This window comes from Nocardia pseudovaccinii NBRC 100343 (assembly GCF_001613225.1).
GTDB classification, from domain to species: domain Bacteria; phylum Actinomycetota; class Actinomycetes; order Mycobacteriales; family Mycobacteriaceae; genus Nocardia; species Nocardia pseudovaccinii.
The window spans coordinates 14272-34495 of the sequence record NZ_BDBY01000228.1; the positions used below are offsets into that span (position 1 = coordinate 14272).

Annotated in this window: 22 protein-coding genes and 1 pseudogene; 15 read left to right on the top strand and 8 right to left on the bottom strand. The window is 66.1% G+C overall.

The annotated features are described in order from the left end of the window. Positions 1–49: 49 nt before the first annotated feature. The 3 genes from NP3_RS28670 to rdgB are packed head-to-tail and all read left to right on the top strand — an operon-like array spanning position 50 to position 2238. Positions 50–814 (top strand): cyclic nucleotide-degrading phosphodiesterase, encoded by a 765-nt coding sequence (locus NP3_RS28670; protein ID WP_084509105.1) that lies wholly within the window; start codon positions 50–52, stop codon positions 812–814. Positions 815–856: 42 nt separating this feature from the next. Beyond that, on the top strand, positions 857–1627 hold the full coding sequence (rph, locus tag NP3_RS28675) for a ribonuclease PH (RefSeq protein WP_040687192.1): 771 nt from the start codon (positions 857–859) through the stop codon (positions 1625–1627). After that, positions 1627–2238, top strand: a complete 612-nt coding sequence (gene rdgB / locus NP3_RS28680; protein ID WP_063044716.1) for an RdgB/HAM1 family non-canonical purine NTP pyrophosphatase — start codon at positions 1627–1629, stop codon at positions 2236–2238. Before rph ends, rdgB begins: the two co-directional genes overlap by 1 nt. Positions 2239–2397: 159 nt before the next feature. Here rdgB and NP3_RS28685 read toward each other — a convergent pair whose 3' ends face one another. From NP3_RS28685 to NP3_RS28695, 3 genes are read right to left on the bottom strand one after another with little or no spacing between them, the layout of a single operon-like run. Beyond that, complete coding sequence (locus tag NP3_RS28685) at positions 2398–2712, bottom strand: DUF3817 domain-containing protein (protein WP_063044771.1); 315 nt, start codon at positions 2710–2712, stop codon at positions 2398–2400. A gap of 56 nt (positions 2713–2768) precedes the next feature. Beyond that, positions 2769–3224, bottom strand: a complete 456-nt coding sequence (locus tag NP3_RS28690) for a hypothetical protein (protein ID WP_063044717.1) — start codon at positions 3222–3224, stop codon at positions 2769–2771. Positions 3225–3274: 50 nt separating this feature from the next. Then, entirely contained in the window at positions 3275–4150 is an 876-nt protein-coding gene (locus NP3_RS28695) for an oxidoreductase (RefSeq protein WP_063044718.1), read from the bottom strand. A 141-nt stretch (positions 4151–4291) separates the two neighbouring features. Between NP3_RS28695 and NP3_RS28700 the strand changes: the two genes are divergently transcribed. From NP3_RS28700 to NP3_RS28720, 5 genes are all read left to right on the top strand, one after another. Further along, entirely contained in the window at positions 4292–4939 is a 648-nt protein-coding gene (locus NP3_RS28700) for a PadR family transcriptional regulator (protein WP_063044719.1), read from the top strand. Between the two features lie 180 nt (positions 4940–5119). Beyond that, positions 5120–6328, top strand: coding sequence for an FAD-dependent oxidoreductase (locus NP3_RS28705; protein WP_063044720.1), 1209 nt, complete (start codon positions 5120–5122; stop codon positions 6326–6328). Positions 6329–6433: 105 nt separating this feature from the next. Next, positions 6434–7198: an ABC transporter ATP-binding protein gene (locus tag NP3_RS28710; RefSeq protein WP_063044721.1), complete on the top strand. Its 765-nt coding sequence runs from the start codon at positions 6434–6436 to the stop codon at positions 7196–7198. After that, positions 7183–8751 carry a hypothetical protein gene (locus NP3_RS28715; protein WP_063824938.1) on the top strand — a complete coding sequence of 523 codons (1569 nt, stop codon included), beginning with the start codon at positions 7183–7185 and terminating at the stop codon, positions 8749–8751. Before NP3_RS28710 ends, NP3_RS28715 begins: the two co-directional genes overlap by 16 nt. A gap of 435 nt (positions 8752–9186) precedes the next feature. Continuing rightward, the gene (locus tag NP3_RS28720) at positions 9187–10110 is read left to right on the top strand and encodes a LysR family transcriptional regulator (protein ID WP_063044723.1); all 924 of its coding nucleotides are present in this window, start codon (positions 9187–9189) and stop codon (positions 10108–10110) included. Between the two features lie 258 nt (positions 10111–10368). Here the strand turns inward: NP3_RS28720 and NP3_RS51620 are convergent. After that, a pseudogene (locus NP3_RS51620) lies at positions 10369–11174 on the bottom strand (helix-turn-helix domain-containing protein). 123 nt (positions 11175–11297) lie between these two features. Between NP3_RS51620 and NP3_RS28730 the strand changes: the two are divergent. From NP3_RS28730 to NP3_RS28740, 3 genes are read left to right on the top strand one after another with little or no spacing between them, the layout of a single operon-like run. Beyond that, complete coding sequence (locus tag NP3_RS28730; protein WP_063044724.1) at positions 11298–11738, top strand: hypothetical protein; 441 nt, start codon at positions 11298–11300, stop codon at positions 11736–11738. Beyond that, positions 11735–12127, top strand: coding sequence for a cupin domain-containing protein (locus NP3_RS28735; RefSeq protein ID WP_063044725.1), 393 nt, complete (start codon positions 11735–11737; stop codon positions 12125–12127). The genes NP3_RS28730 and NP3_RS28735 overlap by 4 nt, the downstream gene beginning before the upstream one ends. Further along, positions 12124–13143, top strand: coding sequence for a zinc-dependent alcohol dehydrogenase family protein (locus tag NP3_RS28740; RefSeq protein WP_063824939.1), 1020 nt, complete (start codon positions 12124–12126; stop codon positions 13141–13143). Before NP3_RS28735 ends, NP3_RS28740 begins: the two co-directional genes overlap by 4 nt. Before the next feature lie 6 nt (positions 13144–13149). Here NP3_RS28740 and NP3_RS28745 read toward each other — a convergent pair whose 3' ends face one another. Both NP3_RS28745 and NP3_RS28750 read right to left on the bottom strand, forming a co-directional pair. Further along, positions 13150–13374 (bottom strand): hypothetical protein, encoded by a 225-nt coding sequence (locus NP3_RS28745; protein ID WP_084509107.1) that lies wholly within the window; start codon positions 13372–13374, stop codon positions 13150–13152. Between the two features lie 35 nt (positions 13375–13409). After that, positions 13410–14177 (bottom strand): HNH endonuclease family protein, encoded by a 768-nt coding sequence (locus NP3_RS28750; RefSeq protein WP_063044727.1) that lies wholly within the window; start codon positions 14175–14177, stop codon positions 13410–13412. Positions 14178–14801: 624 nt separating this feature from the next. On the opposite strand from NP3_RS28750, the gene NP3_RS28755 reads away from it, so the two are divergent. Together NP3_RS28755 and NP3_RS28760 are read left to right on the top strand one after the other, a co-directional pair. Continuing rightward, entirely contained in the window at positions 14802–15674 is an 873-nt protein-coding gene (locus tag NP3_RS28755; protein ID WP_063044728.1) for a haloalkane dehalogenase, read from the top strand. Between the two features lie 84 nt (positions 15675–15758). Beyond that, on the top strand, positions 15759–16643 hold the full coding sequence (locus tag NP3_RS28760) for an RNA polymerase sigma factor (RefSeq protein ID WP_063044729.1): 885 nt from the start codon (positions 15759–15761) through the stop codon (positions 16641–16643). Here the strand turns inward: NP3_RS28760 and NP3_RS28765 are convergent, their stop codons facing one another. Then, positions 16644–17531 (bottom strand): oxidoreductase, encoded by an 888-nt coding sequence (locus tag NP3_RS28765; protein WP_063044730.1) that lies wholly within the window; start codon positions 17529–17531, stop codon positions 16644–16646. It lies immediately after the preceding gene. Between the two features lie 75 nt (positions 17532–17606). On the opposite strand from NP3_RS28765, the gene NP3_RS28770 reads away from it, so the two are divergent. Together NP3_RS28770 and NP3_RS28775 are read left to right on the top strand one after the other, a co-directional pair. Continuing rightward, a complete protein-coding gene (locus tag NP3_RS28770) occupies positions 17607–18239 on the top strand; it encodes a TetR/AcrR family transcriptional regulator (RefSeq protein ID WP_063044731.1) in 633 nt (210 codons plus the stop codon). After that, complete coding sequence (locus NP3_RS28775) at positions 18236–19060, top strand: acyl-CoA thioesterase (RefSeq protein ID WP_063044732.1); 825 nt, start codon at positions 18236–18238, stop codon at positions 19058–19060. The genes NP3_RS28770 and NP3_RS28775 overlap by 4 nt, the downstream gene beginning before the upstream one ends. Positions 19061–19064: 4 nt before the next feature. On the opposite strand, the gene NP3_RS28780 is transcribed toward NP3_RS28775, so the two are convergent. Next, on the bottom strand, positions 19065–20204 hold the full coding sequence (locus tag NP3_RS28780; RefSeq protein WP_063044733.1) for a TDT family transporter: 1140 nt from the start codon (positions 20202–20204) through the stop codon (positions 19065–19067). Between the last annotated feature and the right edge of the window lie 20 nt (positions 20205–20224).

A 20224-nucleotide genomic window follows, 5' to 3' on the forward strand; every position in this document is an offset into this window, starting at 1 on the left:
TGTGGGGGATCGGTTCTTGAGTGAGAATTCGTCGTGGGAGCATGGGGGAATGCGCCTTACCGTCCTCGGGTGCTCGGGCAGTGTGTCCGGCCCGGACTCCCCAGCGTCGGGGTACCTACTGACCGGGCCGGATATGTCGCCGGTGGTCATCGATTTCGGACCAGGCGTGCTCGGCGCATTGCAGCGCTATGCCGATCCCGGTGAGGTCGACATCTTCCTCACCCATCTGCATGCCGATCACTGCCTCGATCTGCCAGGACTGCTGGTCTGGCGGCGCTACCACCCGTCCCCCCCGGTGGGGCAGGCGATCGTGCGTGGTCCGTCCGATAGCGCGGTGCGCATCGGCAATGCCTCCGCCGAGATCGGCGGTGAATGCGACGACTGGTCCGACGTCATCGATCACCAGACGTGGGTCGACGGCGAGGCGGTCGAATTCGGTCCTGGCCATACGGTGCTCGCGCGTCGGATGTATCACCCGCCGGAGTCGTACGGGCTGCGCATCGCGACCGCGTCCGGGCGGACCTTCGTCTACACCGGCGATACCGCGATGTGCGATGCGGTTCTCGAACTCGCGCAGGGCGCCGACCTTCTCATGTCGGAGGCGTCGTGGACGCACGACCCGGCCAACCGGCCTCCCGGCATTCATCTCTCCGGCACCGAGGCGGGCATTATCGCCGCCCGTGCGGGCGTGAAAGAGCTGCTGCTCACCCACATTCCGCCGTGGACCTCCCGCGAGGACGTGATCGCGGAGGCGAAGGCGCAGTTCTCCGGGCCGGTGCACGCCGTCGCACCGGGCGAAACCTTCGACATCTGACCGGTTGCCGCGCGCGGTAAGCCATGTGACTAGGCTTGGCGCGTGTCGAGACGAGCCGATGGCAGGGCGGACGATGAGCTCCGCGAGGTACGGATCACCCGTGGCTTCACCACGCATCCAGCCGGTTCGGTGCTGGTGGAGTTCGGGCAGACCCGGGTGATGTGCACCGCGAGCGTCACCGAGGGCGTGCCCCCGTGGCGTCGCGATTCCGGGCTCGGCTGGCTCACCGCCGAATACGCGATGCTGCCCGCGGCCACCCATACCCGCAGCGGCCGGGAATCGGTGAAGGGCAAGGTCGGCGGGCGCACCCAGGAGATCAGCCGGTTGGTCGGCCGGTCGCTGCGCGCATGCATCGACCTGGCTGCCATCGGCGAGAACACCATTGCCATCGACTGCGATGTGCTGCAGGCCGACGGTGGTACGCGGACCGCGGCCATCACCGGCGCGTATGTCGCGCTCTCGGATGCGGTGACCTACCTCGGCGCGGCGGGTGGATTGGCCGACCCGCAGCCGATCTCGTGTGCGATCGCCGCGGTGAGCGTCGGTGTCGTCGACGGCCGGGTGCGGTTGGACCTGCCGTACGAAGAGGATTCGCGCGCCGAGGTCGATATGAATGTGGTTGCCACCGATACCGGCACCCTGGTGGAGATCCAGGGCACCGGTGAAGGCGCCACCTTCCCGCGCTCCACCCTGGACAAGCTGCTCGACTCCGCACTCGCGGGATGCGACCGGCTGTTCGCCATCCAGAAAGAGGCGCTCGCACTGCCGTATCCGGGTGTGCTGCCGCAGCCTGCCGAGTCGAAGAAGAAGTGATGTCGCGCCGCGTCCTGGTCGCCAGTCGCAATGCCAAGAAATTGAACGAACTGCGTCGGATTCTCGCCGATGCGGGTATCGCGGGCATCGAGATCGTCGGACTCGGCGATGTGCCCGCCTACGATGAGGCGCCCGAGACCGGCGCGACCTTCGAGGAGAATGCGCTGGCGAAGGCGCGCGATGGCGCCGCCGCCACCGGATTGCCTTGTGTCGCAGACGATTCCGGTATCGCGGTGGATGCGCTGAACGGGATGCCCGGTGTGCTGTCCGCGCGCTGGTCCGGGGGGCACGGCGATGACGCGGCCAATAACGCGCTGCTGCTCGCGCAACTCGGTGACGTACCGGACGAGCGGCGCGGTGCGCAGTTCGTTTCCACCTGCGCGCTGGTGGTGCCCGGCGGTACCGAGATCGTGGTGCGCGGTGAGTGGCCCGGTGCGATCGGCCGGAAACCGGTGGGTGACGGCGGTTTCGGCTACGACCCGCTGTTCATTCCGGCGGGCGGCGATATCACCGCTGCTCAGCTGACCCCCGCCGAGAAGGACGCCGTATCTCACCGCGGACGCGCGCTCACCCAACTTCTCCCTGCGCTCGCGGCCCTCGCCGAGTCCTGAATCAGCGGCACGCTCGGGGCCACAATGGATGCGGATCCCGGCGACGGATGTGCGCCGCGCAACGGGGGCTGTGCTCCGGCCATGGAGGCGGATCCCGACGACGCGTGCGGGCGCCGGGTTCGGCTCCACAGCGGGTGCGGATCCGGCGACATCGTCCGGTCAGAGGTTGAAGTCTTGCTTGACCTTGTTCGCGTTGACGTGTTCGACGAAGAAGGACAGCAGCGGGATGGTGCCTGCGATCAGGGTGCCGACGGTGCGCGGGATCGGCCAGCGCACCTTGACCGCGAGGTCGGCGGTGACCAGCAGGTAGACGAAGTAGACCCAGCCGTGCACGACCGCGATCCAGTTCGGGGTGTGCACATCGAAGCCGTACTTGGCGATCATTTCGCCGGTGAGCAGCAACAGCCACAGACCCGTCGTCCAGGCGAGCACGCGATAGCGCAGCAGCGCGGGCTTGATCTTCGCGACGTTCATGGCCGTCGGCTCGGGGGTGAGCGTCGCGGCGGATTCGGTCGAGTTCTCGCTGGTGGTCAACCGGCGCTCCTGTGTGTGTCGTGGGCCAGGCCCGCATCACGGACGTGTTGGTCGATATCTTGGGCGTGCAGCTCGGCCAGATATTTGTTGTATTCGGCGAGCACCGGATCATCGTCGCGGGCGGCCTTGGGCCGCTCGGGCAGCAGTCCGGCCGGAATCTCGCGCGGTGCCTCGACTTTCGCGGGTCGGCGCGCCTTCGCGGGAGCCGGTTCGGCTTCCGGCTCCTTATCCGCTTCCGATTCCAGCCGCACGAACCGGAAGTACGCGAAGACCGCGAACCCCGCGAACAGCGGCCATTGCAATGCGTAACCGAGATTCTGACCGGTGCCGCTCGCGGATTCGAACCGCTCCCACTGCCACCATCCCAATGCCAGGCAGGCGAGGGCGGCCACGATCACCAGCACGATGAGGGCCGGGCGATTGTGTGCCGAGCGGCGAGGTGGAGCGGACACGCATACCACGGTACCCGTCTACTACACGATACGTAGGAGCAGGTCGGGCCTCAGAACTTGTAGGTGATCCCGGTCATGCGTTCGGATTCCTCCCACAGGCGGCGCAGCAGTTCCGGATTGTTCGACAGCTTGCTCGACGGCGAGGGCTCGACCGGGCCCTGGCTCTGGAACAATCGGTTCGGACCCCAGTAGGTGGTCGGGTCGGCATCGGGCATGGTGGCCGCGAACAGCGTGGAGTGGGCGGCCTTGGCCGGGGGATGGCCGACGATGCGGATGAAGGGTTTGCTGATCCGGTCCAGTGGGGTTTCGGTCCTGGCGAACAGATCGGTCGCCGAGACGCCCGGGTGCACCGCGTAGGAGCGCTTGTCGGAGCCCGCTTCGGTCAGTCGCCGCTGCAGTTCGCGGGCGAACATGAGGTTGGCCAGCTTGGACTGGGCGTAGGCGAGATTGCGCTGGTAGCGGCGGTTTTCGTAGTTGAGATCGTCGATCCACAGCTTCGGGGTCTGCTTGTGCGCGATGCTCGCCAGGCTCACCACCCGGTCCCGGAGGCGATCCAACAGCAGTCCGGTCAGCGCGAAATGTCCGAGATGGTTGACGCCGAACTGGGTCTCGAACCCGTCCTTGGTGCGGGAGAACGGAATGTTCATCAGACCGGCATTATTGATGAGCACATCGAATTCGACAGTCTTGGCGGCGAATTCGCGCACCGATGCCAGATCCGCCAGATCCAATTGCTCGACCCGGACGTCGCCGTCGATCCGGTCGGCGATCGGCTGCGCCTTCGCGACATTGCGGCAGGCCATGATCACGGTGCCGCCCTTGCTCGCCAGCGCCGTGGTGGTCTCGACGCCGAGGCCGCCGTTGGCTCCGGTGACGATAAAGGTGCGCCTACTCTGGTCGGGCATATCTTTCGGGTTCCATGCCATGAGCCGACCTTACTCTGGAGTAAGTTACGGCGAAAGAGCGACACGCGATCTGGACCGACAGAGAGTGCGAGCCTGTTCACGCCTGATACTTGTGCCCGAATAATCGTGGACGTATATTCGTATGCGAGTAAGGAGGTGTCCATGGCCACGAAGCGCAAGGTGAACAATCTGCTGGCGCTGGCGGTGCTCGCGACCGTCATCGAACGGCCGATGCACCGCTACGAAATCGCCTCGCAGATGCGTGAGCGCGGCAAGGACCGCGATATGGACATCAAATGGGGCTCGCTCTACACCGTCGTGCAGAACATGGAGAAGGCGGGCTTTCTCGAGGTCGTCGGCAATGAGCGCGACGGTGCTCGGCCGGAACGCACGATCTATGCGATAACTGATGCCGGTCGCGCCGAAATGGCTGACTGGACAAGGGAATTGATTGCCGAGCCAGCGCCGGAACACCACCGGTTCACGGCCGGACTCTCTGTCGTGGCGGCACTGCCGCCGGATGAAGTCGTCGAGTTGCTCGGTCGGCGCATCGATGCGCTGGGCCGCACCATCGAAGCCGCGCGCCGAGAACTCGATCAACTCGCGGCTGCCAATCTGCCAAGGCTGTTCGTCGTCGAAGCCGAATACGGTGTCGCGATGCTGGAGGCCGAGGTGGCGTGGGCCGCGTCGCTGCGTGACGAGATCGCCGCGGGCACTTTCCCCGGTGTCGATCTGTGGCGGCATATGCATGCCGTCGGCATGACGCCCGCCGAGGTCACGGAGGTCGTGGAAAGGGGGATGACGGATTAGAGACCGAGCCCGGCGGGGTGCGGCAACACCGCCGCCGAGCTCGATGTAACCGTCTCGAACCGTGTCCGCATGCGCGCACCCGGCTACAAGGCTGGCAACCACAGGATAACTGGGTGTGCGGTGGGGCGGTCGGTTCGGGCTTTCGAAGAAACCCGTATCGCATATAACTGGAGTACACCCATGTCCAAAACAGAAACGGCCATCGTTATCGGCGGTGGTATCGCCGGACCTGTCACGGCCACCGCATTGCACAAGGCGGGCATTGCCGCTCGCGTCTACGAGGCCTATCCGGGTCCTACCTACGGCATCGGCAGCGGGCTGGCATTGGCACCGAATGGTGTTGCCGCCCTCGACATTGTCGGTGCAGGCGACCTCGTTCGTGAGATAGCGAGTCCGATATCGCATACCCAGTTGTCGGTCGGTGGCAAAGTGCTGCGGATGCCGGAAATGCCGGACGTTCCGTCGTTGAAGATGGTCGACCGCAATGAATTGCACCGGACGCTGCACGATCACGCGGTCGCGGCCGGTGTTCCTTTCGAATACAACAAGCGACTCGTGCGCGTCGAGGAGGACGCTGACGGTGTCACCGCGCATTTCGCCGATGGCAGCCGCGCGACCGCCGATGTGCTGATCGGCGCGGACGGTATTCGATCCACGGTGCGCGGTCTCATCGACCCGGATAATCCGGGACCGGACTACACCGGGATGATCGGATTCGGCGCGATTCTCGATGGTGATTTCGGAATTCCGCCCGAGACAATGGTTTTCGCCTTCGGGAAGAAGGCGTACTACCTCTACGGAGCCGTCGACGGCAACAAGGTCATGTGGGGTGCGAATCTGCCGCACAAGGAGTATCTGTCGCTGACCGAGGCGCGTGCGATTCCGGCCGAGCACTGGTTGGCCATCCTGCGGGAGACCTATGCCGAGGACACCCCGGGCGGTGAATTCGCCCGCAGGACCACTGCGGAAAGCCTGGAAACGACTGGGGCCCTGCACATTATGCCGCCGGTCCCGACCTGGCATCGGGGGCGCATGGTGCTGGTCGGGGATTCGGTGCATGCGCCGTCCAACAGCTCGGGTCAGGGTGCGTCGCTGGCCATCGAGAGTGCGGTGCAGTTGGCACGGTGTCTGCGGGACCTGCCGGATCACTCCTCGGCCTTTGCCGCCTATGAAGGGGTGCGGCGGCCGCGGGTGGAGGCTGTCGCGGCGCGGGCGCGCAAGATCAACCACAGCAAGACGCCGGGGCCGGTGGCGCGCCGGATGATGTCCATGCTGATGCCGCTGCTGATCAAAGGGATGAACCCGGAGAAGACCATGGGGGTCGAGCAGCGGTATCGGATCGATTGGGATGCGCCGGTGCAGCAGGAGCTGGCGACTGTGCAGGCGTAGGGCTGGTGCCGCCTGCCTCGTCCAGGGGCAGGCGGCATTATTTTCGAACCCGATGGCCGGTTCGTCCGTAACGTAGGAGATGGAACCGAACACCAGGGGGGATAGATGGTGCACGCCGATCCTGCGCTGCAGCTGACGGGGCTTTATAAGCGATTCGGCGGTCCGTGGGTGGTCGACGATGTCGGCCTCACCGTGCCGCCGGGCTCGTTCTTCGGGCTGGTCGGCCCGAACGGTGCGGGCAAGACGACCACCCTGTCGATGGCCTGCGGATTGTTACGCCCGGACGCCGGACAGGCGCGGATCTTCGGCGTCGATGTGTGGGCCGATCCGATCGCGGCGAAGACTTTGGCGGGCGTATTGCCGGATGGACTCGCCCTGCCGGAGCGCCTGACGGGCCGAGAACTGCTGACCTACACCGGTTTACTGCGCGGACTGCCCGCGAATACGGTGGCCGAACGTGCCGAGGAATTGCTCGGAGTTTTCGAATTGACCGGTGCCGAACGGACGCTCGTCGTCGACTACTCCGCGGGCATGCGCAAGAAGATCGGCTTGGCGACGGCGCTGCTGCACGCACCGAAACTGCTGGTGCTCGACGAGCCGTTCGAGGCCGTGGATCCGGTATCGGCGAGCACGATTCGCACCATTCTGCAGCGGTTCGTCGCGGCGGGCGGTGCGGTGGTGCTGTCGAGTCATGTGATGGCGCTGGTGGAGAATCTGTGCGATCGGGTCGCGGTGATCACCGCCGGGCGGGTGGTGGCCGCGGGGACGCTCGACGAAGTGCGCGGGGACAGCACCTTGGAGACGGCGTTCGTGCATCTGGTCGGCGGCCGGGTCGGCGGGGAGGACGGGCTGTCGTGGTTGGCGTCCTGATTCGGATGCGGTTGTTGCTGACCAAGCGCGCGCTGGGCAATGGCTGGCAGGGCGTCACGTTCGTCAGCGGTGTGATCATCGGTCTGGTGTTCGCGCTGGGCACAGCGGGTCTCGTCGGATTCGGGGTCCGGGACGGTGATGTGGCCGGTGGCATCACGGTGGCCGCAGCGTGGTTCGGGATATGGACGCTCGGCTGGCTGTGCGGTCCGGTATTGATGGGCAGCAGCGATGAGACCGTGCAGCCCGAACATCTGCGGCTGTTGCCGCTGAGTCATCGGCAGTTGGCCACCGGGTTATTGGCGGCGGCCTTCGTCGGGCCCGCGCCGGTGATCAATCTGCTCGCCTTCTCCGGACTGATTGTGCTTGCAGTGCAATTGAGTTGGGGTGCGGCTGCGGTGGCGCTGGTCGGTGTGGTGCTGCAGTTGATATTCGTGGTGGTGCTCTCGCGGGTGGTGCTGGCGTGGATCGGTGCCGCGATGCGTTCGCGGAGGGGGCGCGATCTCGGGGTGCTGCTCGCCGGGCTTGCCGGGTTGGCCTACTACCCGATGAGTCTCCTGCTGAATCATGTGGATTCGGTGCGGGAATCGGCACCGTGGTTGGCGAATGTACTGCGCGCCTTGCCATCCGGGTGGGCACCTGTTGCGGTGGGGGCAGCCGCGCGCGGCGATTGGCTGATGGCGCTCGGCGCGTTGGCCGGATTGCTGGCCTTGACGGCGGTGCTGTGGCAGGCATGGTCGGTGCTGTTGCGGCGGCGGCTGACCGCACCGCTGGATTCGGTATCCGGCACGGGCGGGCGTGGGATGCTGCTCGGCCGGGTGCGGACGTCCGGGCCGGTGGGTGCGGTGGTGATCAAGGAGTTGCGGACGTGGTCTTGCGACAGTCGACGCCGGGCGGCGCTATTGCCCTTGCTGCTGGTAGGGGCCCTGTTGCCGGTCTTTCCGGCAATACAGGGCAACGGCTCGGGCGGTGCGGTGTTCGCGGGTGTGAGTGCCGCGTGGTTCGCGGGCCTGGCCGTCAACAATCTCTACGGCTATGACGGAACCGCGCTCTGGCAGACGTTGGTGACGCCCGGCGCGGTGCGCGCCGATGTGCGGGGGCGGCTGCTGGCCCTGCTGCTGGTGATCGGCTTGCCGTCCGTGCTGCTGGCCGTGGTTCTGCCGGGTGCGCTCGGCCGGTGGTCGATGTACCCGTGGACGCTGTCGACGCTGTTCGCCGTGCTCGGCGTCGGCGCGGGATCGGCCGTATTCCTGTCGGTAACCGCGCCCTACCCGCTACCGCCGCGCACCGGAAACCCCTTCGCGTCCTCTGGAAATCCAGGCTGTGCAAAGGCTTTGGTGCAAATCGCCGCCTGCCTGGGCCAACTGGTCGCGTTGATCCCGGTCCTGATCGTGCTGATCATCGGCCTGGTCCTCGACCTGACCTCCGTGCTGTGGCTGGCCCTGCCGGTCGGGATCGCGATCGGGATCATCGGAGCAGTGGTCGGTGCACGCCTCGCCGAGGAGCGGTTGTCCGCTCGTGGACCGGAAATACTTGCCGCTGTGCAGCCGCGTTGACACTGGTCAGGAACGCGATCGGCGGGCGCGGTCGTTTGTGCGTGCGAGCAGCGGATCGTCTGGAGGCCGGAAGTTCAGGGAGTCGGGTAGACCCGTCGACGATTGCGCCCAGGGGCAGCTAGCGCCGCGTCCAGCCGAAGCAATCGCGATCCGTCGAGCGCAGTCGTATGGCGGTGCCGCCGGAGGCGGTGCCGCCGGACGTGTCGTGCCGCGTTTCGATTGCGCTCGGCGAACCGGATAGCGCCCATCTGGACGGGGTACGAGCTGGATCGGGCCAACGGGACATGGCTGGGGCAATCAGCGCAATGCGCACTCGTCACGCCTGGCCGCGAATCGAATGGCCCAGAGGTCATGGCGGGGATTCGGGCGAGGGGCGGAGGGGCATGGGAGCGGTGATCGGCTGGTCGAGTATTGGGAGAGAAATACACTTGTTGGGTGGGCGATAGGGATTCCGATGGCAGTCTCGATCTGAATCAGCTACGGACGTTCCTGGCGGTGCATCGTGCCGGATCCATTACGGCGGGGGCGCGGTTGGTGGGGCTGTCCCAGCCGACGGTGACGACGCAGTTGCAGGCGCTGGAGAAGCGGCTGGGGTATCGGCTGTTCGAGCGCTTGCCGCGCGGGGTGGCGTCGACCACCGCTGCCCTGGAGCTGGCGGCGCGGGTCGGCGGGCCGTTGGATGCGCTCGACGCGGTTACGGCGCGGGCCGTTCCCGCCGAACCGGTGCCACAGCCGCCGGTGCGCTTGGCCGGACCCGCCGAATTGCTTGCGGTGCAGGCACTTCCGGCCCTCGCACCGTTGATCGAGCGCGGTGTGCGGCTGACGGTCACCGCGGGTCTTTCCGAGGAGCTGCTGGCCGGACTCCGCGCCGGACACTACGACCTCATCGTGTCCACGATCCGCCCGCGCGGCCGCGCTTTGGTCGCCGAGCCGCTCGCGGACGAGGAATTCGTACTGGTCGCCGCCCCCCAGCTGGCCGCCCGCATCGATACCGTGCGACTGCGCACCGACGGACCGACCGCCCTCACCGGTCTACCCCTGGTCAGCTACTCGGCCGACCTCCCCATTCTCCGCCGCTATTGGCGACACGTCTTCGGCGTCCGCCTCGCCGCCGAAGCCGCAGTAGTGGTCGCCGACCTGCGCGCCATCACCGCAACCGTCGCCGCAGGCGCGGGCATCAGCGTCCTCCCGCGCTACCTCTGTGCCCGCGAACTCGCCGCAGGCACCCTGGTCCCCCTACTCGAACCCGACGACCCGCCCATCAACACCGGCTTCCTGGTCCGCCGCCCCGGCACGAACTCCCGCCCCCACATAGACCTGGTCCACAACCACCTTCGTTCCGCCGCCCGAGCCTGGTGAACCCCGCGCCGACGTGGACGTCGGCACCCGTCGCCGCCAAAGTCCGTCCGGCGGGTCGGTCCGCGGTCGATTGCGAGCGGTGGGGCAGCCAGGGGATTTGCTGGTGAGGTGACTGACGCTGACGCCAGCACCGGGGCCAAGGTCCGCTGTCCAGCGGTGTCCCGGGTTGCAGAGCCGCCGGGTGCCGATGCCGACGGCTGTCGAGCCGAGGTCGGCCGCTGCGTCGTCGCCTCCGAGTTCACATCGCGCGACAAAACGCTAGTTGGCGTGCGTTCGGCGCTGTTCGGAGCGGCGGCGGAGGAATTCGGCGGTTCGGTCGTCGGCGGGGAGGAAGGCTTCAAGGTGGAGTTCGGAGAGGGTTATGTCTACCGCAGTCGCGAAGCTTGTGATGGTGGTGATGAGGCGGAGTTCGCCGCCGGGGCTGGTCAGGCGTAGGGGGACGGCGAAGCCGAGGTGGTCGGGGCCGGGGGTGGCGGCGGGGAGGTAGCTTTCGAGTTCGGCGATGAAGTCGTCGAGGTGGGGGTCGGGGCTGCGCAGGGCCTTGCCGCGCAGGCTTTCGGTGACGTGGCGGCCCCATTCGGGCAGATTCAGCACGCGTCGTGCCAGGCCCTCGGGTGCAGGGCGAGGCGCAGGACATTGATCGGCGGGGTGATCAGTTCCGCCGCCGAACCCTCGGTGAGGATATCGAAGGCGGCATTGGCGGCGACCAGTTCGCCGTATGGGCGGGTGACGACCGCGGGATAGGGCATGTGCCCCTCGAGAATGCGTTCCAATGCGACCCGCACCGGGCCCAATTCCGGTGTGTCCAGGTCGGATTCGGGAAAGATCGGGGCATAACCAGCGGCGAGCAGCAGTGCATTGCGCTCGCGCAGCGACAACTCCAGCGATTCGGCCAGCCGCACCACCATGGTGCGTCCCGGACGCGAGCGGCCCTGCTCCAGGAAGCTCAGATAGCGCTGGCTGGTGTCCGCGCGAATGGCAAGATCGAGCTGGCTCACATGTCGCTGCGTACGCCAGTGCCGCAACTGCTGAGCGAACGGATTCGGCTCCACCACTGTCGTCATGAGTTCAGTGATATCCGACCCGCGGTGTCCGCGCCATTCCCCGGAGGGAATCACCGAACCCACATCGGCTTCATTCCCTGGAGGGAATCGCGCCGCAGCGCCGCGCTCGCAAAACTCGGTGCCATGAGCAACCGAGATGACAACAACCTGGCCCACTTCGCAGAGCGCTACATGGCCCAGTGGAACGAATCCGATCCGGCGATCCGCCGCAAGATGATCGAGGAGATCTGGGCGCCCGCCGGTGCGCAGACCCTGGTCGACCCGCCGGTGGAGATCCGCGAGGCGGCGGCGAACCTGAATTTCGGCGTCCCCGCCCTGGAAGTGCGCGGCCACGACGCGATGGATGCCCGGGTGTCCCGCGCTTACGAGATGTTCGTGGCACCCGGCGGGTACACCTTCGAGGTGGGCGTTGCCACCCAGCTGCCCGCCGGTCTGATCGGCCTGCCCTGGTCGATGATTTCGCGTGCCGACGGCTCCGTCGCGGGCGGCGGTTACGAGGTGATCGGCCTCGACTCCGACGGCCGCATCACCTTCGACCACCAATTCATCGAAGGCGTGCGGTGACCGACGGCACGACCTTGCGGTTCAGTCGAATCGTGCGCACTGCGGACGGCGGCTCCCGATTCGTCGATGCGCAACTCGCATTGACGGGACGAACCGTCGCCGCAGGTGTACCTGCGATGGCCGTCGCCGGAATGTCGGCGGCGGCGACCGTAACCTACTTGCGCAGTGCGCAATTCGACAGCGAACCGCATCCCGCTCCGGCGCGGCAGTGGGTCGTGATGCTGCGCGGCGTGATCGAAGTGACGACGAGCGACGGCGCTCGGCGCAGATTCGGGCCCGGCGACCTGGTCCATGTCGAGGACACCGACGGCCACGGCCACATCACCACCGGTATCGGAGCAGCGCCCTTCGAGGCGCTGTTCGTGCCCACCACAGGAAGCAGATCATGAAAGCCATTGCCTACCACCTCGATCCACTACAGGGCCTCGCCGGTTTGACCGTCCGAGACCAGGAACTGCCACAGCCGGGACCGAATCAGGTGGTCATCCGGGTGCGCGCGGCCTCGCTGAATCGGCGGGACCTCATGCTCATGGACGGCATCTACCCGCTGCCCGCCACCCCGGGCATCATCCCGCTGTCCGATGGCGTCGGTGAGGTCATCGCGGTGGGCGACAACGTGACTCGCGCCGCCCTCGGCGATCGGGTGACCGCGTCGTACTTCGTGCGCTTTATCAACGGCCCGCAGCGGCTGGCGCAGGTCGCCGAACAGTACGGCGCCAATTTCGACGGGATGCTCGCCGCCTACGCGGTGATCGAAGAGGATTCGGTGGTGCATGTCCCCGACCACCTCACCGATATCGAGGCGGCCACGCTGACCTGCGCGGGAGTCGTCGCGTGGGCTGCGCTGACCACACCGGTACCGGTTTCGCCGGACCAGACGGTACTGACTGTCGGCAGCGGTACCGTGGCGTTGTTCGCTGTGCAGCATGCGAAAATGCTCGGCGCACGGGTCATTTCGATCACCTCCGGCCCGAATAAGGCCGAGCGGCTGCACAAGCTCGGCGCGGACGAGACCATCGACCGCAGTGCGACGCCCGACTGGGACGAGAAGGTACTCGAACTCACCGGCGGCCACGGCGTCGAACATGTGGTGGAGGCCGTCGGACTGCCCACCCTGTCGAAATCGGTGCGCTCCGCGGGCTACAACGCGATGATCACCATGATCGGCGCCACACAGCTGGCGGAAGGCGAGGCATTCGAGAATCCGTTCGTCGGACCGTATCTCGCGATCCGCCGGATCGCGGTCGGCAGCCGGGACGATTTCGAGGCGATGAACCGCACCATCACGGCACACCGCATGCGCCCGGTCATCGATCGAACATTTCCGCTCGACCAGGCGGTGCAGGCGTACCGCTACTTCCGCGAGGACAATCCGTTCGGCAAGGTCGTCATCACCATGCCGTAGCCCCGATCAGGCCTCGAAGGGCACGGTATTGCCTGCCGCATCGCGGGTTCCGGCGGTGGCTTCGATGGCGGCCGCTAGCTCGGTGACGGTGGTCCAGGTGCGCGGCGGCTCCGCCTCGAGATTGCCGATGGTGTACCAGGTCTCGGTCTTGCGATAGCGAACCAGGCCTTTACCCGTCGCATCGACGGTCACATCGAGCTCGCCGGAGACCGTCCCTTCCTCTTCGGTCATGACGGCCGCCTTGGCGGAAATCTCGATGATGTCGCTTATTTGAACTCTCCTCGACTCACGCAGTCGGCGACTGCGTTGCGCAGTGCGGTGTGTTCGGCGGGATCAACGTTCAGCGCATATTTTACTTTGATCTTGACGTAATGCTCGAGATAGCCACACCGGAATTTTCCCGGCGGCAGATAGTTCGCGGCGTCCTGATCACCCTTGGACCTGTTGGCCGAAGGATCGGAGGCGATCAGATTGACGGCGTCGTTGGCGATCCGCCGACGGGTATCTTCATCGCGTTTATTCGCACCCGAACGCCAGGCCTCGGCCAGCGGCACGATGTGTTCGGCGTCGACACCGGCCGGGTCGGTTATGAACTTGTACGGCTTGAGTTTTCCGGTCTTCGAGTCCATGACGCCGTACTGGTCCTGCCAGCCACCACCCTTACCCACCGTGAGCTCACACGTCTTCGGGTCGAGTTTGACCGATCCCGTCGCGTCCCTGAGCATCATCACGTCACGGCTGGTGCATTTGCTGTACTGCGCGAAATCGGGGCCGAAGCCGTGCTCGGTCTTATTGGTGTCCCAGTGCGGGAACTTCTCCCGGCTGTAGCCTTCCATCGCCTCTTCGGGCGCATCGACGAGCTGGCCGAGCAGATCGTTGATGTCCTTGCCGGAGACCGTCGCGGCATTCGCGGCATTCGCGGGTCCGGATCCCTTGCCGGTAGAGGAACAGCCAACTGCGACAACGACAGCCAATACGATGGGTGCACAAACAGCGAGTACGCGACGCGCGGTGTGGGACGACAACCACTTCACAAAGATCGAACTTCCTAGCCTCGCACCGATGAATTTGTCGGGCGTCAAGCTACCTGCGGTGGCTCGTCCCGTATGTGATTGTCGCGTATGACATTCGGCACAGCTAGTCGAGGAACGCATGGCGTGGCAAGGGGACTCGACGGCAGACATGGAACCACCCCTGACTCGGCGTGCCGGCGCCGTTCCAGGGGTGGTCGTGTCACGAATGAGCTCGTGCGCGGCCGAATGAACGGGCCGGTTGTCCAGGCCGGATGATCCGTTCTCGCGGCGCCACGAGGCTGATGAGGGAAGTCTCGTCGTGCCGTGTCGTACTGCGGATAACTCCTCGTGACGGTCTGTGTGAACTTCATTGTTCTTACGTAGAGAGACAGTAGATCATTCCGGATTCCTTTGCAATCGCTTTACTTAAGTCTGAGAATCTCCTGAATGGTGCATTGGCCGGTTGAAACATGTACGGCTCACATACGGAAGTTAGGTTTACCTGCGGTTGCGCTGAGATCGGCCGTACAGGCGCCTTCCAGGCTGGTGACGAGCGTCACATTCGGTGGCGGTCACAGCGCGGCAGAAACGTGTGTCGAAACCGGGTGCAGGCACAAACAGCCGGATCCAGGAAGGACCCACATCATGGCCACCGTCGACGTTCTCGACTCGTTCATCAACTACACCGACCTCGGTACCGGTTCGGTACCGGTGGTTTTCCTGCACGGCAACCCGACCTCATCGCATCTGTGGCGCAATGTGATCCCGCACGTCGCCGATCAAACCCGGGTGCTCGCACCGGATCTGATCGGAATGGGTGCATCCGGGAAGCCGGAAAGCGCCTACCGCCTCGCCGATCACGCCCGCTATCTGGACGCCTGGTTCGATGCGCTGGGCCTGAACCAGGTCGTCATTGTCGGCCACGACTGGGGCGGCGCGCTCGGCATGCATTGGGCGGCACGGCATCCCGAGCGCATCCGGGGCATCGCATTGATCGAGACGTTCCTGCGGCCGATGCGCTGGGAGGAACTCCCGCCGCTCGGCGCCGAACTGTTCCGGAAATTCCGGACGGCCGAGGGGGAGCGAATGGTGCTGGCGGAGAATATGTTCATCGAATTCAACTTGCCGAGGGGCATTGTCGATCTGAAGCAGGAAGATCACGATGTGTATCGCGCACCCTTCCCGACGCCGGAATCGCGCAAGCCGATGCTGGCCTGGTCGCGGGAATTTCCGCTGGAGGGCGAACCCGCCGATGTGGTCGCGCTGGTGGAGAACTACGACCGGTGGGCCGCGGACTCGCCGGAGGTGCCGAAGCTCATCATGGCGCTCGACAATGGCGTCGGCCTCGGTTCGCCGGAGGTGATCGGCTGGGCTGCCGAGATGTTCGCCAGTGCCGAGGTCGTGTCGGTCGGGGAGGCGGGACATCACGCTCCGGAGGATCAGCCCGATGCCATCGGGACCGCCGTCGCGACGTGGTTGCGCGCGCACTCGTTGACGGCGGCGACCGCGAGTGCATGAGCCGGGTGCGCCGCGCGGGTGCGAGTCACCCGCGCGGCGCAGATAGGACTTGCGTAACGGCGGATACCGCCGAAGGATTGTGCGGTGGAACCCGAGCTATCGCACCCTGACCCGCCCACGGCGGAAAACACCGAAGACATCGCTCGGGAGCGGGAACTGGTCGATCGGGCGATTGCCGGTGACGCGGCAGCCATCTCGGATGTGGTGCGGCGGCTACAGGATCCGCTGTACCGGCTGGCGCTGCGCATGGTGTGGCGGCCCGCCGAGGCCGAGGATGCGACGCAGGAAATCCTGCTGCGCGTGGTCGGCAATCTCGCGACGTGGCGGGGTGAGGCCAAGCTGCTGACCTGGGCATATCGGATCGGTGTCAACTATCTGCTGAACCTGAAACGGCAGACGCCCCAGGAGGCGGCGCAGCTCAGCCTCGACACCTACCGCGACGGTTTGTCGGACGGTCTCGCCGCCGACGACTATCGCGGCCCCGAGGCCGAGCTGCTCTCCCATGAGGTGCGGTTGAACTGTACTCAGGCCATGCTGCAATGCCTGGCCCGCGACGAGCGGGTCGCCTTCGTGCTCGGTGACGTTTTCGAACTCGGTTCCGCCGATGCGGCCTGGATTCTGGGTATCACCGCACCCGCCTTCCGAAAGCGGTTGGAACGAGCCAAGAAACGCATCGGCACATTCCTGAACGCGACCTGCGGGGTGGCAAATCCCGAGGCCTTCTGTCGCTGCTCCCGTCGGGTGGACAAGGCATTGGCGCTGGGGCGCGTCGATCCGAAGCGGCCGGTATTCGCCCGGCATGCGGTGAGTGCGGGCGGCCGCAGCGTCACCGATGCCGAACAGCAGATGATCCGGCTGCACGACGCCGCGGCGGTAATCCGGCTGCATCCGGATTACGCTGCGCCGCAGGCGAAAATGGATGCGATCGCCGGGCTACTGAATTCGGGCAGGTTCCCGATGCTCGGCTGATTACGCGTTGGCCGGAAAGCGCACGTCGGTCAGTTCTTCGGATTTGGTCCACAATGCGGCGGCGAGGTCGGCATTCGCGGCGGCTGTGCTGCGGCCGACGAGCTTCGGGTGACCGCGGAATTCGAACCAGCTGTCGGGGCCGATATAGCTTCCCGGCGGCAACTCCTGGCTGGCGGCGAACAGTGTGGGCAGCGCGCCGAAACTCGCATCCTGGGCGAGCAGTTTATTGCCCACCTGCATGACCTCGTGCAGGATCCGGTTGCCGGAATGGCCCTGCAGATTCGTTGCGGCCCAACCGGGGTGGGCGCTCAGCGCGAGCCGGGATCCGGATTCGGTGAACCGCCGCTGTAGTTCGAGGGTGAACAGCAGGTTGGCCAGTTTGGACTGCCCGTAGGCGGCGGCGGAGCTGTAGGACCGGGTTTCCCAGTTGAGGTCGTCGAGGTCGATGCTGCCACGTCGGTGCGCCTGCGAGGAGACGGTCACCACGCGATCGGTGATATGCGGCAGTAGCAGATTCGTCAGCGCGAAATGGCCGAGGTGGTTGGTGCCGATTTGGCGTTCGAAACCATCTTTCGTGCGTCCGGCGGGGACCAGCATGATGCCCGCATTGTTCACCAGCACATCGATATCGCCGGACCAGTCCGCGGCGAAGCGGCGAATGGAGGCCAGGTCGGCGAGGTCGAGTTCGCGCACCTCGGTGCGACCCGACATGCTCTTCGCCGCTTCCGCGCCGCGCGCGATATCGCGCACCGCGAGCACGACGCGGGCGCCGACGCGGGCCAGTTCGTGGGCCGTCACCAGGCCGATCCCGCTGTTGGCGCCGGTGACGATGACGGTGCGGCCGTCGAATCGGGGCAGATCTGCGGAAGTCCACTTGTGGTTCGTCATAGCGCCCAATGTAGGCAGCGACAACAAAGTAGTCAATGCCAACAATGTCGCGATATCGGATATCCTGCAGCAACCATGAGTTTTGTCCGCTCCCGCTCCTATCACCACGGTGACCTGCGTGCCGAGCTGCTCCAGCGCGCCGAGGCCACATTGCGCGAGTCCGGCGTCGACGGGCTTTCGCTGCGTCAGCTTGCCCGCGACCTCGGCGTCAGCCATGCCGCCCCGAGCAGGCACTTCCGGGACAAGCAGGCGCTGCTCGACGCGCTCGCTCTGGTCGGCTTCGACCGGCTCGCCGCGGTGTACGGCGAGGTCGGCCCGACCGGATCGTTCTCCGAGCGGCTGCATGCCGTCGCGCGCGCCTACCTGGATTTCGCGATCGACAATCCGGCGCTGCTCGCGCTGATGTTCGCACGCAAGCACAGTCCTAGTTCGGGCGAGGAAATGCTTGCCGCGGTCGGGCGGGCATTCACCGTGCCCATCGCCTTGATCGCCGAGGGGCAGGCGGGTGGCGAAGTCGTTGCGGGGGATCCGATGCGGATCGGTATCGCCGCCATTGCCGCGCTGCAGGGGTTGGCCACCTTTGTAGGGTCCGGGTTCGTCGACGCGGAGAACGTGGACGTGGCACTGACCGAAACGATTACCCAGCTGACCTATGGTCTGCGCCCCCGCGATCGACCGGCGCCTACCTCGAGGAGAAGAACACGATGAGTCCGACCGTCACCGCACCGCACGCCTTCGACAGCGCGGTCGCGCTGACCTCCGACGGCGCCGGAAACTTCAGCGGTCGGACGACTCCCGAATACGGCAATATGGTCGGCCCGTTCGGTGGCATCACCGCGGCAACGATATTGCGTGCGGTACAACAACATCCGCAATGTCTCGGTGACCCGATCTCGCTCACCGTCAACTTCGCGGGCCCGATTGCCGAGGGCCCCTTCGCCATTGCGGCGCAACCGGTGCGGACCAATCGCAACACCCAGCACTGGACGCTGTCGATGAGCCAGGACGGCATCGTGACCACCACGGCCACGGCGGTTTTCGGTACCCGCCGCGAGACCTGGACCGCTACCGAAGCCACCGCGCCCGCCGCACCGCCACCGGATACCGTCGAGCCGGACGCGCTGCCCGAATTCATTGCCTGGGTGGACAATTACGAGATGCGCTTCATCGAGGGTGGTATCACCCAACTCGACGGCGCTGCGGCACAACCGACTTCCACCACGACGCTCTGGGTCCGCGACCGGCCCGCGCGCCCACTGGACTATCCGGCCCTCACCGCGCTGAGCGATGTGTTCTTCCCGCGGGTGATGCTGCGACTCGGCCGCGTCGTCCCCGCCGGAACCGTCACGCTGACCGTGTATTTCCACGCCGATACCGATCGCCTCGCCGCTCAAGCCGATCACCCGCTGCTGGCCACCGCGCGCTCCCAGCATTTCGGCAAGGGGTTCTTCGATCAGTCGGCCGAACTCTGGGCGCACGACGGTGGGTTGCTCGCGACGAGTCATCAGCTGGTGTACTTCAAGGCCTGACGGATCAGGCCGGTCGGAGCAGCGGCCCGGTGCGTACACCGCGAATGGTCTTGGCGGCGACGACGGCCCAGGCACTGACCAGTCCGACGTACAGCACGACCGCGGCGACGGCGAAGAGATCGGCGCCGGTGTGGCCGTAGAGCACGGTGCTGCCGGTAATGCAGGTGCCGAGCGGGAAGGTGAAGCCCCACCAGGTCAGGTTGAACCGCAATTCGCCTGCGCGAGCGGTCTTTACGGTGACGGCGGTGGCCAGCGCCAGCCACAGCATCGCGAATCCCCAGGTGACGACGCCGAAGATGACCGAGAAGACGGTCAGCCCCTTGGCATAGAGGTCGGGCAGCGCCGAGGGACCGGCAGTGGCGAGCAGGCCCGCGGCGGTGACGGATTGGCCGAACGGGCCGAGCACGAGCCAGAGGGTGGGCACCATGCCCGACTGCGGGACGCCGTGGTGCACCAGGCGTGACCAGATCATGGTGGTGGTGACCAGTGCGGCGATCAGGCTCAGGCCGAACATGGCCAGGCACAGCAGGATCATGGTGAGCCGCAACTGGCCTTCGGGCAGATAGGGGACCAGCAGTGCCCCCATGGCCGCCGATACCATCGGCGGCACCACGGGCATCAGCCAGCCGCCGAAGGCGGCGTCGGGCTCGATGTGGAAGTGGGTGAACATCCGGTAGGGAATGGCGACGGCGGTCAGCAGGCCCAGCGCGGTGCCGAGCGACCACAGCAGCCAATCGATGGTGAGCGCGGCGTCGAGGCCGATCACCTCGCGGCCGAGCACCAGGGTGCCTCCGCCGACGGTCACCAGTGCCATGGGCGGTGCGCCGTAGAAATGTGCCATGACCGGGTGATCCTTGTGGCTGCGGGCCTGCTTCGGGTAGCGCACCCAGTGCACGATCCAGGCGGCGCTCAATGCCACCAGCAGCAGTGCGGCCAGTGCCCATACGACGGTCGCCGCGCCGCGCAGTCCGGGCAACTGCAGCGGCAGCGTGGCGGCGGCATTGGCGACAATGCTGGTGCCCATGACGGCGGCGAACCAATTGGGCGCGAAATGCCGCAGTGAGGGGGATTCGATGCGGTGGGTCGCGCTCTCGCCGAGCAGTTGCCGCGTGGGTGCGGGGCGCAGGGTCGCTATGGCGGTCATGAGTCCAGGTTCGTCGGCTT

What these genes read in the sequence shown, in the direction of transcription:
- NP3_RS28765 (WP_063044730.1), bottom strand. Translation starts at nt 17,531, where the DNA reads ATGACGAACCACAAGTGGACTTCCGCAGATCTGCCCCGATTCGACGGC.
- NP3_RS28780 (WP_063044733.1), bottom strand. Translation starts at nt 20,204, where the DNA reads ATGACCGCCATAGCGACCCTGCGCCCCGCACCCACGCGGCAACTGCTC.
- NP3_RS28730 (WP_063044724.1), top strand. Translation starts at nt 11,298, where the DNA reads ATGAGCAACCGAGATGACAACAACCTGGCCCACTTCGCAGAGCGCTAC.
- NP3_RS28685 (WP_063044771.1), bottom strand. Translation starts at nt 2,712, where the DNA reads ATGAACGTCGCGAAGATCAAGCCCGCGCTGCTGCGCTATCGCGTGCTC.
- NP3_RS28695 (WP_063044718.1), bottom strand. Translation starts at nt 4,150, where the DNA reads ATGGCATGGAACCCGAAAGATATGCCCGACCAGAGTAGGCGCACCTTT.
- NP3_RS28710 (WP_063044721.1), top strand. Translation starts at nt 6,434, where the DNA reads ATGGTGCACGCCGATCCTGCGCTGCAGCTGACGGGGCTTTATAAGCGA.
- NP3_RS28700 (WP_063044719.1), top strand. Translation starts at nt 4,292, where the DNA reads ATGGCCACGAAGCGCAAGGTGAACAATCTGCTGGCGCTGGCGGTGCTC.
- NP3_RS28775 (WP_063044732.1), top strand. Translation starts at nt 18,236, where the DNA reads ATGAGTCCGACCGTCACCGCACCGCACGCCTTCGACAGCGCGGTCGCG.
- NP3_RS28740 (WP_063824939.1), top strand. Translation starts at nt 12,124, where the DNA reads ATGAAAGCCATTGCCTACCACCTCGATCCACTACAGGGCCTCGCCGGT.
- NP3_RS28770 (WP_063044731.1), top strand. Translation starts at nt 17,607, where the DNA reads ATGAGTTTTGTCCGCTCCCGCTCCTATCACCACGGTGACCTGCGTGCC.
- NP3_RS28705 (WP_063044720.1), top strand. Translation starts at nt 5,120, where the DNA reads ATGTCCAAAACAGAAACGGCCATCGTTATCGGCGGTGGTATCGCCGGA.
- rdgB (WP_063044716.1), top strand. Translation starts at nt 1,627, where the DNA reads ATGTCGCGCCGCGTCCTGGTCGCCAGTCGCAATGCCAAGAAATTGAAC.
- NP3_RS28755 (WP_063044728.1), top strand. Translation starts at nt 14,802, where the DNA reads ATGGCCACCGTCGACGTTCTCGACTCGTTCATCAACTACACCGACCTC.
- NP3_RS28745 (WP_084509107.1), bottom strand. Translation starts at nt 13,374, where the DNA reads ATGACCGAAGAGGAAGGGACGGTCTCCGGCGAGCTCGATGTGACCGTC.
- NP3_RS28670 (WP_084509105.1), top strand. Translation starts at nt 50, where the DNA reads ATGCGCCTTACCGTCCTCGGGTGCTCGGGCAGTGTGTCCGGCCCGGAC.